This window comes from Pseudomonas sp. SIMBA_041 (assembly GCF_046535095.1).
GTDB lineage: Bacteria > Pseudomonadota > Gammaproteobacteria > Pseudomonadales > Pseudomonadaceae > Aquipseudomonas > Aquipseudomonas mucoides.
In genome coordinates this window covers 73,265-86,382 of sequence record NZ_JAWRXJ010000002.1, presented here as the reverse complement: position 1 = coordinate 86,382, position 13,118 = coordinate 73,265, and the positions used below count along the sequence as shown (strand labels likewise).

Annotated in this window: 11 protein-coding genes and 1 pseudogene; 3 read left to right on the top strand and 9 right to left on the bottom strand. The window is 60.0% G+C overall.

The features are described from left to right. Window positions 1–113: 113 nt before the first annotated feature. A pseudogene (locus SB725_RS04070) lies at window positions 114–362 on the top strand (type II toxin-antitoxin system HicB family antitoxin); the annotation flags it as partial. 98 nt (window positions 363–460) lie between these two features. On the opposite strand, the gene SB725_RS04065 reads toward SB725_RS04070, so the two are convergent. Then, window positions 461–1,666: an MFS transporter gene (locus SB725_RS04065; protein ID WP_410921318.1), complete on the bottom strand. Its 1,206-nt coding sequence runs from the start codon at window positions 1,664–1,666 to the stop codon at window positions 461–463. A 237-nt stretch (window positions 1,667–1,903) separates the two neighbouring features. Between SB725_RS04065 and SB725_RS04060 the strand changes: the two genes are divergently transcribed. Then, complete coding sequence (locus SB725_RS04060; protein WP_410921316.1) at window positions 1,904–2,533, top strand: DUF5666 domain-containing protein; 630 nt, start codon at window positions 1,904–1,906, stop codon at window positions 2,531–2,533. A gap of 89 nt (window positions 2,534–2,622) precedes the next feature. Here the strand turns inward: SB725_RS04060 and SB725_RS04055 are convergent, their stop codons facing one another. The 8 genes from SB725_RS04055 to gcl all read right to left on the bottom strand — a co-directional run bounded on the left by SB725_RS04055 (window position 2,623) and on the right by gcl (window position 12,225). Continuing rightward, complete coding sequence (locus SB725_RS04055; protein ID WP_059181368.1) at window positions 2,623–3,621, bottom strand: sulfate ABC transporter substrate-binding protein; 999 nt, start codon at window positions 3,619–3,621, stop codon at window positions 2,623–2,625. A gap of 93 nt (window positions 3,622–3,714) precedes the next feature. Further along, entirely contained in the window at window positions 3,715–4,539 is an 825-nt protein-coding gene (locus SB725_RS04050; protein WP_410921314.1) for an ion transporter, read from the bottom strand. 21 nt (window positions 4,540–4,560) lie between these two features. After that, the gene (locus tag SB725_RS04045; protein ID WP_027922396.1) at window positions 4,561–5,475 is read right to left on the bottom strand and encodes an urea transporter; all 915 of its coding nucleotides are present in this window, start codon (window positions 5,473–5,475) and stop codon (window positions 4,561–4,563) included. Window positions 5,476–5,613: 138 nt separating this feature from the next. Then, on the bottom strand, window positions 5,614–7,029 hold the full coding sequence (pyk, locus tag SB725_RS04040) for a pyruvate kinase (RefSeq protein WP_410921312.1): 1,416 nt from the start codon (window positions 7,027–7,029) through the stop codon (window positions 5,614–5,616). Then, window positions 7,019–8,299, bottom strand: coding sequence for a glycerate kinase (locus SB725_RS04035; protein ID WP_027922398.1), 1,281 nt, complete (start codon window positions 8,297–8,299; stop codon window positions 7,019–7,021). Before SB725_RS04035 ends, pyk begins: the two co-directional genes overlap by 11 nt. Window positions 8,300–8,418: 119 nt before the next feature. Then, window positions 8,419–9,309, bottom strand: coding sequence for a 2-hydroxy-3-oxopropionate reductase (locus tag SB725_RS04030; protein ID WP_027922399.1), 891 nt, complete (start codon window positions 9,307–9,309; stop codon window positions 8,419–8,421). 183 nt (window positions 9,310–9,492) lie between these two features. Continuing rightward, window positions 9,493–10,275 carry a hydroxypyruvate isomerase gene (hyi, locus tag SB725_RS04025; protein WP_027922400.1) on the bottom strand — a complete coding sequence of 261 codons (783 nt, stop codon included), beginning with the start codon at window positions 10,273–10,275 and terminating at the stop codon, window positions 9,493–9,495. Window positions 10,276–10,449: 174 nt separating this feature from the next. Further along, window positions 10,450–12,225: a glyoxylate carboligase gene (gcl, locus tag SB725_RS04020; RefSeq protein WP_027922401.1), complete on the bottom strand. Its 1,776-nt coding sequence runs from the start codon at window positions 12,223–12,225 to the stop codon at window positions 10,450–10,452. 267 nt (window positions 12,226–12,492) lie between these two features. Between gcl and SB725_RS04015 the strand changes: the two genes are divergently transcribed. Then, the gene (locus tag SB725_RS04015) at window positions 12,493–12,933 is read left to right on the top strand and encodes a GlcG/HbpS family heme-binding protein (RefSeq protein WP_027922402.1); all 441 of its coding nucleotides are present in this window, start codon (window positions 12,493–12,495) and stop codon (window positions 12,931–12,933) included. The last annotated feature ends 185 nt before the right edge of the window (window positions 12,934–13,118 follow it).

Here is a 13,118-nt window from a genome sequence, read left to right as displayed (position 1 = left end):
CTCTTGGGGGAATGAGTGAGCTCACATCCTGAAAAACAACGTGAACAGACCCTGTCCGGATTCTATGGTCCAGTGACGCTTGATTAAGGTGATGTTTTGCGGGAGGGACGCCTGTGCACCATCCCATCATTATCGAGTGGGGAGAGGAGAGAACGGCAATCGGTATTCAAATACCTGACATCCCTGGCGCGGTGACCGCCGGGGATACGTTTGAGGAGGCATACAACGCTGCTGTCGAAGTCGCACGGATCCTGCTGCAAAAAATGGTGGAGGAGGGGTTTATTGTTCCAACACCAACGTCAGTAAGCACGCATCGGGACAATCCGGAATTCGCAGGCAGGGGATGGGGAATGTTGAACGTTTGAATCAGGCGATTGCCGTCATATCGCATCGCGAGCAGGCTCGCTCCCACAGGTTGGGCGATTACCTGTGGGAGCGCGCTCGCGAGGGTTTAAAAAGCTTAAGCCGTCGCCAGCGAAGCCTTCTGCGAAGCACTCAAAAACCGCAGCAACGCCAACAGCGGAAACGTACTCCCCACAATCACGATCCACAACCAGCCGCCGTGTTCATACACCGCACTGGCCACCGACGAACCAAACGCACCGCCGATGAAGATGCTGGTCATGTACAGCGCGTTCAAGCGACTGCGGCTTTTGGCGTCGAGGGCGTAGACCGCGCGTTGGCCGAGGACCATGTTCATCTGAACGCAGAAGTCGAGTACCACGCCGGTCACGGCCAGGCCTATGACGCTGTAGAGCGGATGGATGAACGCCGGCAGGAAGCTCAGGCTGGCGAATATCAGGGCCAGCAAAGACGCGATGCGGGTGTGACCGGCATCAGCCAGGCGACCGGCGATGGGCGCGGCGATGGCGCCGATGGCACCGACCAGGGCGAAGATCGCGATCTGGGTTTGCGACAGGCCATGATTGCGGGCGAGTTCCAGCGGCACGGCGGTCCAGAACAGGCTGAACGTGGCGAACATGCAACCCTGATAAAACGCCCGCTGACGCAAGACCGGTTGTTGGCGCAACAGTGTCCACAGCGACCCCAGCAACTGCCCGTAAGAAGCACTGTGATCAGGCTGGCGCTTGGGAATGGTCAGCGCGAGCAAGATGCTGATCGCCGCCATCAACGCGGCCGCAATCATGAACATCGCGCGCCAGCCGAAGTGGTCAGCCACCACGCTGGACACCGGTCGTGCCAGCAGAATACCCAGCAGCAAACCGCCCATGATTCCGCCGACCACCCGGCCGCGAGATTCTTCCGGTGCAAGATGCGCGGCCAGTGGAATCAGGATCTGCACCGATACTGAACTGAAGCCTACCAGCAACGAGATCAGCAAAAACACATTGGGCTGATCGGTGAACGCAGCGCCCAGCAAACTGGCAATCGCCACCACGGTGGTGATGATCATCAATCTACGGTTCTCCAGCAGATCGCCCAGCGGCACCAGGAAGAACAACCCCAGCGCGTAGCCAATTTGCGTCAACGAAACGATGAAGCTGGCCATGGTGCTGGTCAGGCCGATGTCCGGCGCGATCAGGCCAATGATCGGCTGGGCATAGTAAATATTGGCGACGATGGCGCCGCAGCAGAAGGCGAAGAGCAGCACCATGCCTTTGGTCATTGTCGCGGCACCGTGGGGCGCCTGGGTCGTTGGATTCATAACGGGTCTCGCTGGACAAAAGGGAATGCGCGAAGGCTAAGCGGCAAGCCCAAACGGCGGAAGAGAGGTTGAAGTGATAGTAATCATTCCATTGCGGAATGAGTGACGCTGGCCATGTGCTGTTTGCCGATGCACCTTGCGTCCCAAAAAAGTGAGGTCCGATGATACATTCACTTACATCCTGTTCGATAGCGTGCTTATGTTCTCTCTCACGTTTCATAACCGGAAGGCACTGCCATGAATGCGATGATTCGCCACCTGATTCGCGGCGCTTCAGCCCTGACACTGATGACCTTGTTGACCACTGGCCTGGCCGAGGCCGCCGACGCGCCGGGTTTGCGCATCGGTGTTCGCGGCGAGATCACCGGGGTCAGCTCCGACGCGTTGAATGTCCATGCCAACAGTGGGGAAAACGTGGTCATCCACCTGACCAACGACACCAAAATCCGCGGCGTCACTTTGGCTAACATCGAAGACATCAAACCCGGCAGCTACATCGGCTCGGCGGCGATTCCTCAGGAAGATGGGACCCTCAAGGCGCTGGAAGTCCACGTCTTCCCGCCGGAACTGGCCGGCAGTGGCGACGGGCATCGGCCCTTCGACCTGGTCAAGGGCAGCAGCATGACCAATGGCAGCGTCGGTGATCTGGTGGTCAGCAATGGCCGGGTGTTGACGGTTAACTACAAGGGCGGGCAGCAGAAAATCCTGGTGCCGATGGACGTGCCGATTGTGAATCTGGTGCCGGGGGATCGCAGTTTGCTGAAGGTGGGGGTGAAGATCGTGACGTTTGTGACGCAGAGTGCGGACGGGACGCTGACGGCGCAATCGATCTCGGCGGGCAAGGATGGCGTGACACCACCGATGTGAAGGCAAGTCCCAATCCCGGTGAACTTTGGGTTTGTGTCCGGCAAAAAAAGGCGACCTGCTCAGGTCGCCTTTTTCATTTTGCTCAGGAATTACTGACCGGTGTAAATCTGATCAAAGATCCCGCCATCATTGAAGTGGGTCTTCTGCACCGTGCGCCAGTCACCAAAGGTCTTCTCAACCGACAGGAAGTCCACTTTCGGGAAACGATCCGTGTGCTTGGCCAACACCGCCGGGTCACGCGGACGCAGGTAGTTCGCCGCCGCAATTTCCTGACCTTCCGGCGACCACAGGTACTTCAGGTATTCCTCGGCCGCAGCGCGAGTGCCTTTCTTGTCGACGACTTTGTCGACCACCGTCACCGGCGGTTCGGCTTCGGCGGAAACGCTCGGGTAGATCACTTCAAACTGGTCACGACCAAACTCGCGGGCAATCATTTCCGCTTCGTTTTCGAAGGTCACCAGCACGTCGCCGATCTGGTTGGTCATGAACGTAGTCGTGGCTGCGCGGCCGCCGGTGTCCAGTACCGGGGCTTGTTTGAACAGCTTGCCAACGAACTCCTTGGCCTTGTTCTCATCACCGCCATTCTTCAGCACATAGCCCCAGGCCGACAGGTAGGTGTAGCGACCGTTGCCCGAGGTTTTCGGGTTCGGCACGATCACCTGAACGCCATCCTTGAGTAGATCCGGCCAGTCTTTCAGGGCTTTCGGGTTGCCTTTACGCACGATGAAAACCGTGGCGGAAGTAAACGGCGCGCTGTTGTTCGGCAGGCGCGTGACCCAGTTGTCCGGCACCAGTTTGCCGTTGTCCGCCAGGGCGTTGATGTCGGTCGCCATGTTCATGGTGATGACGTCAGCCGGCAGACCGTCGATCACCGAGCGCGCCTGTTTGCTGGAACCGCCGAAGGACATCTGCAGGGTGATGTTTTCGTTGTGCTCGGCTTGCCAGTGTTTCTGGAAGGCAGTGTTGTAGTCCTTGTAGAAATCGCGCATCACGTCGTAGGAAACGTTAAGCAGGGTCGGGGCGGCTTGAGCCATGCTGGTCAATGCCAGGCCAGCGGCCAGAAGTGAGGCGCCAAAGAGTTTTTTCACTGCGCAGTCCTTGTTCTAATTTAAAAGTGAGGCAATTTGCCAGCGACTATAGCCGGGCTCGCATAGGCCTTTAAAGATTAAAAAGCTCTTTGCTTATTCCAGTTTCTTAAACAGTGCGTTGCCACATCGCGAGCAGAATGCCGCACCGTGTTCGTGGCTGTTTTTCTTGCACACCGGGCAGTCATGTTGCAGCTGTTCGCCACGCATCGCGTTAGCCAGTTCGGCGGTGAAAATCCCGGTGGGCACGGCGATGATCGAGTAACCGGTGATCATCACCAGTGACGAAATCACCTGGCCCAACGGCGTCTTCGGCACGATGTCGCCGAAGCCCACGGTGGTCAGCGTAACGATCGCCCAATAGATGCCTTTGGGAATGCTGGTGAAGCCGTGTTCCGGACCTTCGATCACGTACATCAAGGTGCCGAACACCGTCACCAGGGTGCAGACGCTGACCAGAAACACCACGATTTTCTGTTTGCTGCCGCGCAGCGCTGACATCAGGTAATTGGCTTGCTTGAGGTACGGGCTGAGCTTGAGCACGCGGAAAATCCGCAGCATCCGAATGATCCGGATGATCAGCAGGTACTGCGCATCGGCGTAATACAGCGCGAGGATGCCGGGCACGATGGCCAGCAAGTCCACCAGCCCATAGAAGCTGAACGCGTAACGCAAAGGCTTGGGCGAGCAGTACAGCCGCAGGATGTATTCGACGGCGAAAACGAAGGTGAAGCCCCACTCGATATACGCCAGCAGATCGGCGTAGTTCTGGTGAACCGCGTCGATGCTGTCGAGCATCACGATGACGATGCTGGCGAGGATGATCAACAGCAGGATGCCGTCGAAGCGTCGCCCCGCCTTGGTGTCGCTCTGGAAAACCATGACGTAAAGCTCTTCACGCCAGTTTTTGCTGCTGTCCATGGATACCGCCTGAACCAATGATCAGCGCAGCCTAGGTTGATTCTCCCCAGGAGCGCAAGGCGCAGTGGTCATCGTGGCTTTGCCGAGCACTTGAACAATCGAACGGATCAGCCAGCAACCGAGGATGAACGGCGCGGTCAGCGTGGGCAGGCCGATCGCGGCAAACACGGGTGTCAGCAGCAACGCGAGTGCAATAGCGAGCGGAGGCAGCCACAGTTGCTGGCGTTGCGAGCTGAAGGCGAGGGCGGCAAGCACGGCGTTATAGCCACCGAGGCCGATCAGGGCGGTGTAGAAGTCATGGTTCAGCAGGCTCCAGCCCATGCCCGCGACAGACGCGAACATCGCCCAGCAAAAGGCGCGGCGGTCAGCAATCAGCAATCCGGCGGCAATCAGCGCACCGGCCAGCGGATGACCGAGGAACATCACCTGGCCGAGGCCTTTGAGGGGGGCGGCGAGCATGTTCAGGGTGTTGATTTCGATCAGGTGCGCCTGGGTCGACGGCGTGGCGAAGCACAGCAGCAACCAGCCCAATCCCACGAAGGGCGCGGTGTAGGCGGGCAGGTATTGGCTGACCCGGGAGCGTTTTAGCCACTGTTGAGTCAGCATCGCGCTCAGGCCACCGCAGGCGATGATCATCAGCGGCAGCAGGGCAGACCAGGGGAAATAGAGGCTCAGCAGCAAGCCGAGCAAGACGCCGTTGTAGCTGAACAGTCCGGCCTGTCGATCTTCCTTGGCGTAGTTGCGACGTTGCGCGGTGAGCAACCCGGCAACACCGCCCAGCAGCGCACCGCCGAGCAAGGTGGGCGCGGTAAACAGAATCGCCAACAGGCACAGCAGGCCGCACAGCGGATTTCGCTGGAGGAAGATCTGACTGAAACCGTTGAGCAGGGCTGTCGCCCAGTCGGGGCAGTGGGTGTTGAAGTGATTGGCAGGCATTTTAAGGGTCATTCAGTACAGATCGTTCCCGCGCTCTGCACGGGAATGCCTCGATGGACGCTCTGCGTCTGCTCTTGGGACGCAGAGCGTCCCGGGCCGCATTCCCACGCAGAGCGTGGGAACGATCATGGTATGGGGTTAAATCAGGGTTTCGATGCGCAATGAGTTAGTCGACCCCGGCTGCCCAAACGGCACACCCGCAGTGATCAATAACGTGTCGCCCCGCTGAGCCATGCCCTGGGCCTGGGCAATCTCCAGCGCTGTCGAACACACTTCATCCACCTGCCGCAGCCGATCATTGACCACCGAGTGCACGCCCCACGCCACGGTCAGGCGGCGAGCGGTCTGCAGGTTCGGCGTGAGGTTGAGGATCGGCACCGTCGGCCGTTCCCGCGCCGCGCGCAAACTCGAGGTGCCGGACTCGCTGTAGTTCACCAGCACCGCCACTGGCAGCACATTGCTGATTCGACGAATCGCACAGCTGATCGCATCTGAAACCGTCGCCTCGGCTTTCGGCCGGCTCACGTCCAGTTGCGCCTGATAGTCCGGACCGTTTTCCACCTGGCGGATGATCTTGCTCATCATCTGCACCGCTTCCAGCGGGTATTCACCGGAGGCGGTTTCCGCCGACAGCATCACCGCGTCCGCACCTTCAGCGACGGCGTTGGCCACGTCGGTGACCTCGGCGCGGGTCGGGGCCGGGGAGAAGCGCATCGACTCGAGCATCTGCGTCGCCACCACCACCGGTTTGCCGAGCTCACGGCAGAGGGTGATGATGTTTTTCTGAATCTGCGGCACGCTTTCGGCCGGCACTTCCACGCCCAGATCACCGCGAGCGACCATGATCGCGTCGCTCAATTCAGCGATTTCCCGCAGCTGAGTCACCGCCGATGGTTTCTCGATCTTGGCCATCAAAAATGCTTTGTCGCCGATCAACTCGCGGGCTTCGCGGATGTCTTCCGGACGTTGCACAAATGACAGCGCGACCCAATCCACACCCAGCTCCAGGCCGAAGCTCAAATCACGGCGATCCTTGGCGGTCAGCGGGCTCAGTTCCAGCACCGCTTGCGGTACGTTCACGCCTTTGCGGTCCGACAGTTCGCCGCCATTGAGCACGGTGGTGTCGATGGCGTCGGAATACTTGGTCACCACGCGCAGACGCAATTTGCCGTCGTCCAGCAGCAGGTCCATGCCTGGCTCGAGCGCGGCGATGATTTCCGGGTGAGGCAGGTTAACGCGGCGCTCGTCACCCGGCGTCGGGTCCAGGTCCAGGCGCAAGGCCTGACCGCGATGCAGTTGCACCTTGCCTTCGGCGAACTTGCCGACCCGCAGTTTCGGGCCTTGCAGGTCCATCAGAATGCCCAGCGGGTAATTCAGCTGGCGCTCGACTTCACGAATCCAGTGGTAGCGCTGAGCGTGGTCGGCGTGATCACCGTGGCTGAAGTTCAGGCGGAAAATATTGACCCCGGCCTGCACCAGTTTGCGGATGTCGTCGATCCCGTCGATGGCTGGGCCGAGGGTGGCGAGAATCTTAACCTTCTTGTCAGGCGTCATGTTTAGGGCTCTCGAGGATCAGGATGGCGCGGAAGTCATTGACGTTGGTGCGGGTCGGCTCGGTGACGATCAGTGCGTCCAGCGCCTCGAAATAGCCGTAGCCATTGTTGTTGTCGAGTTCGTCGCTGGCGCTCAAACCGAGGGCGGCGGCACGGGCGTAGCTGTCCGGGGTCATGATTGCGCCGGCGTTGTCTTCGGAGCCGTCGATGCCGTCGGTATCCCCGGCCAGGGCGTAGACGCCGGGCAGGCCTTTGAGGCTGTCGGTCAGGCTCAGCAAGAACTCGGCGTTGCGCCCGCCACGGCCATTGCCGCGTACGGTCACGGTGGTTTCACCGCCCGAAAGGATTACGCATGGCGCGGCCAGTGGCTGACCGTGCAGCACGACCTGACGGGCGATGCCGGCGTGGACCTTGGCCACGTCGCGGGATTCGCCTTCCAGATCGCCGAGGATCAGCGGGCTGAAACCGGCCTGCCGCGCTTTCACGGCGGCGGCTTCAAGCGATTGTTGTGGACGGGCGATCAACTGGAAATGACTGCGCGCGAGGCTCGGATCTCCGGGTTTGACCGTCTCCGATTCCGGGCTTTGCAGCCAGTTACGCACTGAGGCCGGAACTTCGATGCCATAGCGCTTGAGGATCGCCAGCGCTTCGGCGCAGGTGCTTGGGTCGGCCACGGTCGGGCCGGAAGCGATGACCGTGGCGAGGTCGCCCGGCACATCGGAAATCGCATAGGTATACACAGTGGCCGGCCAGCAGGCTTTGCCGAGACGGCCGCCCTTGATCGCCGAGAGGTGCTTGCGCACGCAGTTCATCTCGCCGATGGTGGCGCCGGATTTGAGCAGGGCTTTGTTGATCGATTGCTTGTCGGCGAGGGTGATACCGGCGGCGGGCAATGCGAGCAGGGCGGAGCCGCCACCCGAGAGCAGGAAGATCACGCGGTCGTCTTCGGTCAGGTTGCTGACCAGCTCAAAGACTCGCTTGGCGACAGCCTGGCCGGCAGCGTCCGGCACCGGATGGGCCGCTTCGACCACTTCGATTTTTTCGCACGGGGCGCCGTGACCGTAACGCGTCACCACCAGACCGGAGACTTCACCCTGCCAGCAACGCTCGACGACTTGCGCCATGGCGGCCGCAGCTTTACCGGCGCCGATGACGATTACCCGACCGCTGCGATCTTTGGGCAAATGGGCTTCGAGGACTTGCTGCGGATGGGCGGCGTCGATGGCTGTGGCGAACAGCTCGCGCAGGAATTGTTGCGGATCGACCGACATGGCGGGCTCCCGGAATTCTTGTTATTGGAGTAGGGCGAAAGCAGGTGTTTCGACTCGGTCCCCGTGGGAGCTGGCTTGCCAGCGATGCAGGCCCGCTCCCACAGGTATTGCGGCGAATGTTACTTATCGCGAATCGAGAAATTCGCCATGTGTTCCAGTCCCTTGATCAATGCCGAGTGGTCCCAGTTGCTGCCACCAATGGCCGCACAGGTGCTGAACACTTGCTGGGTGTTGGCGGTGTTCGGCAGGTTGATGCCCAGTTCCTTGGCACCTTGCAGGGCCAGGTTCAGATCCTTCTGATGCAGGCTGATGCGGAAGCCCGGATCGAAAGTGCCTTTGATCATGCGCTCGCCGTGTACTTCGAGGATCTTCGACGAAGCGAAACCGCCCATCAGTGCTTCACGAACCTTGGCTGGATCGGCGCCGTTTTTCGAGGCGAACAGCAGGGCTTCTGCGACGGCCTGGATGTTCAGCGCAACGATGATCTGGTTCGCCACTTTCGCGGTTTGACCGTCGCCGTTACCACCGACCAGGGTGATGTTCTTGCCCATGGCCTGGAACAGCGGCAGGGCGCGTTCAAAGGCATCGGCATCGCCGCCGACCATAATGCTCAGGCTCGCCGCCTTGGCGCCGACTTCACCGCCAGACACTGGCGCGTCGAGGTACTGCGCGCCTTTTTCGTTGATCTTGGCCGCGAACGCTTTGGTCGCGGTCGGCGAGATCGAGCTCATGTCGATAACGATTTTGCCTTTGCCCACGCCGGCTGCAACGCCGTCTGCGCGGAACAGCACGTCGTCTACCTGTGGGGTATCCGGCACCATGACGATGATGAATTCGGCTTCTTGCGCGACTTCTTTCGGGTTGGCCAGGGCGACGGCGCCAGCGGCAATCAGGTCGGCAGGCGCGGCGTCGTGGTGCGCCGACAGGAACAGGCTGTGACCGGCTTTCTGCAGGTTCAACGCCATTGGGTGGCCCATGATGCCGGTGCCGATAAATCCGATTTTAGCCATGAGAAAATCCTCGTTTTATTTCGATGCTGCAATGCAGTCTTAGAGACGCAGCAGATTCATTGTGGGAGCTGCGGTGCGACGATTCGACTTGCCAGCGATGGCGGTGGGTCAGGCAAGCTATTTGTTTTGTGTGCTGCCGCCATCGTGGGCAAGCCCGCTCCCACAGAGTTTTGTGTTGTTCGTTCAGATCGCGTTATGGGTTTTCAACCAGCCCAGGCCCGCTTCGGTCGTGGTCAGCGGCTTGTATTCGCAGCCAACCCAACCCTGATAACCGATGCGGTCCAGGTGTTCGAACAGGAAGCGGTAGTTGATTTCACCGGTGCCCGGTTCGTTGCGTCCTGGGTTGTCGGCCAACTGGATATGGTTGATCTCGCCCAGGTGCGCAGCCATGGTTCGGGCCAGGTCGCCCTCCATGATTTGCATGTGGTAGATGTCGTATTGCAGGAACAGGTTGGCGCTGCCCACTTGTTCGCGGATCGACAGGGCTTGCGCCGTGTTGTTCAGGTAGAAGCCCGGGATGTCGCGGGTGTTAATCGCTTCCATCACCAGTTTGATACCCGCCGCTTGCAGCTTGTCGGCCGCGTACTTGAGGTTGGCGACGAAGGTTTTTTCCACGGTGGCATCGTCGACACCTTGTGGACGAATACCGGCCAGGCAGTTGACCTGGGTGTTGCCCAGCACTTGCGCGTAGGCGATAGCCAGGGTGACACCGGCGCGGAATTCTTCAACGCGGTCCGGCAGGCACGCGATACCGCGTTCGCCCTTGGCCCAGTCACCGGCCGGCAGGTTGAACAGCACCTGGGTCAGACCGTTGGCATCGAGCTTGGCCTTGATCTCGGCGGAGCTGAAATCGTAAGGGAACAGGTACTCGACACCACTGAAACCGGCCTTGGCGGCCGCTTCAAAACGGGCAAGAAAATCCTGCTCAGTGAACAGCATGGACAGGTTGGCTGCGAAACGCGGCATGGTGGTCTCCCGTAAATATGTGCAGGCCCCTGTGGGTGCGAGCCTGTGTGGCGAGGGAGCTTGCTCCCGCTCGGCTGCGAAGCAGTCGCAAAGCTTTTGGGGCCGCTTCGCGACCCAGCGGGAGCAAGCTCCCTCGCCACACAGGCGCGCTCCCACAGTGGGAACGATCAGCAGTTAATCAAGCAACGAAATCGCCGTCGGTGCGTCGTTGCCGACCAGCGCCAGATCTTCGAATTCGTTGACGGCGTTGATCTCGGTGCCCATGGAAATGTTGGTCACACGCTCCAGAATAATCTCGACAATCACCGGCACCTTGAACTCTTCGATCAGTTCCTGGGCCTTGCGCAGGGCAGGCTGGATCTGACCCGGTTCAAACACACGCAATGCCTTGCAGCCGAGGCCTTCGGCGACCGCGACGTGATCGACACCGTAACCATTGAGTTCCGGAGCGTTCAGGTTATCGAAGGACAGCTGCACGCAGTAGTCCATGTCGAAACCGCGCTGGGCCTGACGAATCAGCCCCAGGTACGAATTGTTGACCACAACGTGGATGTACGGCAGCTTGAACTGCGCGCCCACCGCCAACTCTTCGATCATGAACTGAAAATCATAGTCGCCCGACAGCGCCACGACCTTGCGGGTCGGATCAGCCTTGACCACGCCCAGTGCCGCCGGAATGGTCCAGCCCAACGGGCCGGCCTGGCCGCAGTTGATCCAGTGACGCGGCTTGTAGACGTGCAGGAACTGCGCGCCGGCAATCTGCGACAGACCGATGGTGCTGACGTAGCACGTGTCTTTGCCGAACACCTGGTTCATCTCTTCGTAAACGCGCTGCGGCTTGACCGGCACATTGTCGAAGTGCGTTTTGCGCTGCAGGCTGGCTTTGCGTTGCTGGCAGTCTTGCAGCCAGGCGCTGCGGTTTTTCAGCTTGCCGGCGGCTTGCCATTCACGGGCGACTTCGATGAACACGGTCAGTGCGGCCGCGGCGTCGGAGACGATGCCCAGGTCCGGGTTGAACACGCGGCCGATCTGGGTCGGTTCGATATCAACGTGAATGAACTTGCGGCCTTCGGTGTAGACGTCGATCGAACCGGTGTGACGGTTGGCCCAACGGTTACCCACGCCCAGCACCACGTCGGATTTGAGCATCGTCGCATTGCCGTAGCGGTGCGAGGTTTGCAGGCCGACCATGCCGACCATCAAAGGGTGATCGTCCGGAATGGTGCCCCAGCCCATCAGGGTCGGAATGACGGGGATGCCGGTCAGCTCGGCGAACTCGACCAGCAAGTCGCTGGCGTCGGCATTGATGATGCCACCACCGGCCACCAGCAATGGACGCTCAGCCTGATCGAGCATGGCCAGGGCCTTCTCGATTTGCACGCGGTTAGCGGTGGGCTTAGCCAGCGGCAGCGGTTGGTAAGCGTCGATATCGAATTCGATTTCCGCCATCTGCACGTCGAACGGCAGGTCGATCAGCACCGGGCCTGGGCGGCCGGAGCGCATTTCGTAGAAGGCTTTCTGGAACGCGTAAGGCACCTGGCCCGGTTCCATGACGGTGGTTGCCCACTTGGTCACTGGCTTGACGATGGTGGTGATGTCGACGGCCTGGAAGTCTTCCTTGTGCATACGGGCGCGGGGGGCCTGGCCGGTAATGCAGAGAATCGGGATCGAGTCGGCCGAGGCGCTGTAGAGCCCGGTGACCATGTCCGTACCGGCAGGGCCGGAGGTACCGATGCACACGCCGATGTTGCCAGCCTTGGTGCGGGTGTAACCCTCGGCCATGTGCGAGGCGCCTTCAACGTGGCGAGCGAGGACGTGATCGATGCCACCGACCTTCTGCAAGGCGGAGTACAGCGGGTTGATCGCGGCGCCCGGGATGCCAAAAGCGGTATCAACCCCTTCACGGCGCATCACCAGAACGGCGGCTTCGATTGCTCTCATTTTGCTCATGGTTTTGTGCCTCTTACGTTTTGTAATTGTATACAAGTGGCTTTGCGCAGAGTGTATTCACGGCGGACGGCGCAGGTCAATCCATTTTCTCAAGCGACCGTTTCATTCGTCGAAAGCCTTATCTAGTGTGGCTTTTCGTCGCATGTGGCGCTTTTCGATAATTATTGTATACAAATAAATAACTCATTGTGTTCTATTTGTTGCATCGGCCTGCGGCACAACGGCGCAGCCCAACGCCTTTCCGAAAAACAAAATGAGGACGGCACCATGAGCGCTTTAACCTTGAAAGTTGCAGTCAAACTGGTCAACGAAGCCATCAATGCAGGGCGGGGCATCAACGCCGCGCCGCTGACCGTCGCGGTACTCGATACCGGCGGCCACCTGATTACACTGCAACGCGAAGACGGCGCCAGCCTGCTGCGCCCGAATATCGCCATCGGCAAAGCCTGGGGCGCCATCGCCCTGGGCAAGGGCTCACGCCTTCTGGCACTCGACGCCCAACAACGCCCGGCCTTTATTGCCGCGCTCAATAGCATGGGCCAGGGCAGCGTCGTGCCGGCACCGGGCGGTGTGTTGATTCGGGATCAGGCGGGGAATGTGCTGGGAGCAATCGGGATTAGCGGCGATCTGTCGGATATCGATGAGCAGGTGGCTATTAAGGCGGTGGAGGCGTTGGAGTTGAAGGCGGATGCAGGGGTGGCTTCCTGATTTCTCGCGCCTGATCGATAGTCACCGCTGGCAAGCCAGCTCCCACAAGGTTTTGTGTTGAACAAAGATTTTTGAACGATACCAACCACTGTGGGAGCTGGCTTGCCAGCGATGGTGGCCTGACGGACACATCAAGAAAAAGACCCAACCAGCCAGATGGATCACTGAGGTCTAGCCTTCTGATG

Bases quoted from the DNA above. Each gene is read 5' to 3' on its own strand.
- SB725_RS04035 (WP_027922398.1), bottom strand. From the start codon at position 8,299: ATGTCGGTCGATCCGCAACAATTCCTGCGCGAGCTGTTCGCCACAGCC.
- SB725_RS04015 (WP_027922402.1), top strand. From the start codon at position 12,493: ATGAGCGCTTTAACCTTGAAAGTTGCAGTCAAACTGGTCAACGAAGCC.
- pyk (WP_410921312.1), bottom strand. From the start codon at position 7,029: ATGACGCCTGACAAGAAGGTTAAGATTCTCGCCACCCTCGGCCCAGCC.
- gcl (WP_027922401.1), bottom strand. From the start codon at position 12,225: ATGAGCAAAATGAGAGCAATCGAAGCCGCCGTTCTGGTGATGCGCCGT.
- SB725_RS04030 (WP_027922399.1), bottom strand. From the start codon at position 9,309: ATGGCTAAAATCGGATTTATCGGCACCGGCATCATGGGCCACCCAATG.
- SB725_RS04060 (WP_410921316.1), top strand. From the start codon at position 1,904: ATGAATGCGATGATTCGCCACCTGATTCGCGGCGCTTCAGCCCTGACA.
- SB725_RS04065 (WP_410921318.1), bottom strand. From the start codon at position 1,666: ATGAATCCAACGACCCAGGCGCCCCACGGTGCCGCGACAATGACCAAA.
- SB725_RS04050 (WP_410921314.1), bottom strand. From the start codon at position 4,539: ATGGACAGCAGCAAAAACTGGCGTGAAGAGCTTTACGTCATGGTTTTC.
- hyi (WP_027922400.1), bottom strand. From the start codon at position 10,275: ATGCCGCGTTTCGCAGCCAACCTGTCCATGCTGTTCACTGAGCAGGAT.
- SB725_RS04045 (WP_027922396.1), bottom strand. From the start codon at position 5,475: ATGCCTGCCAATCACTTCAACACCCACTGCCCCGACTGGGCGACAGCC.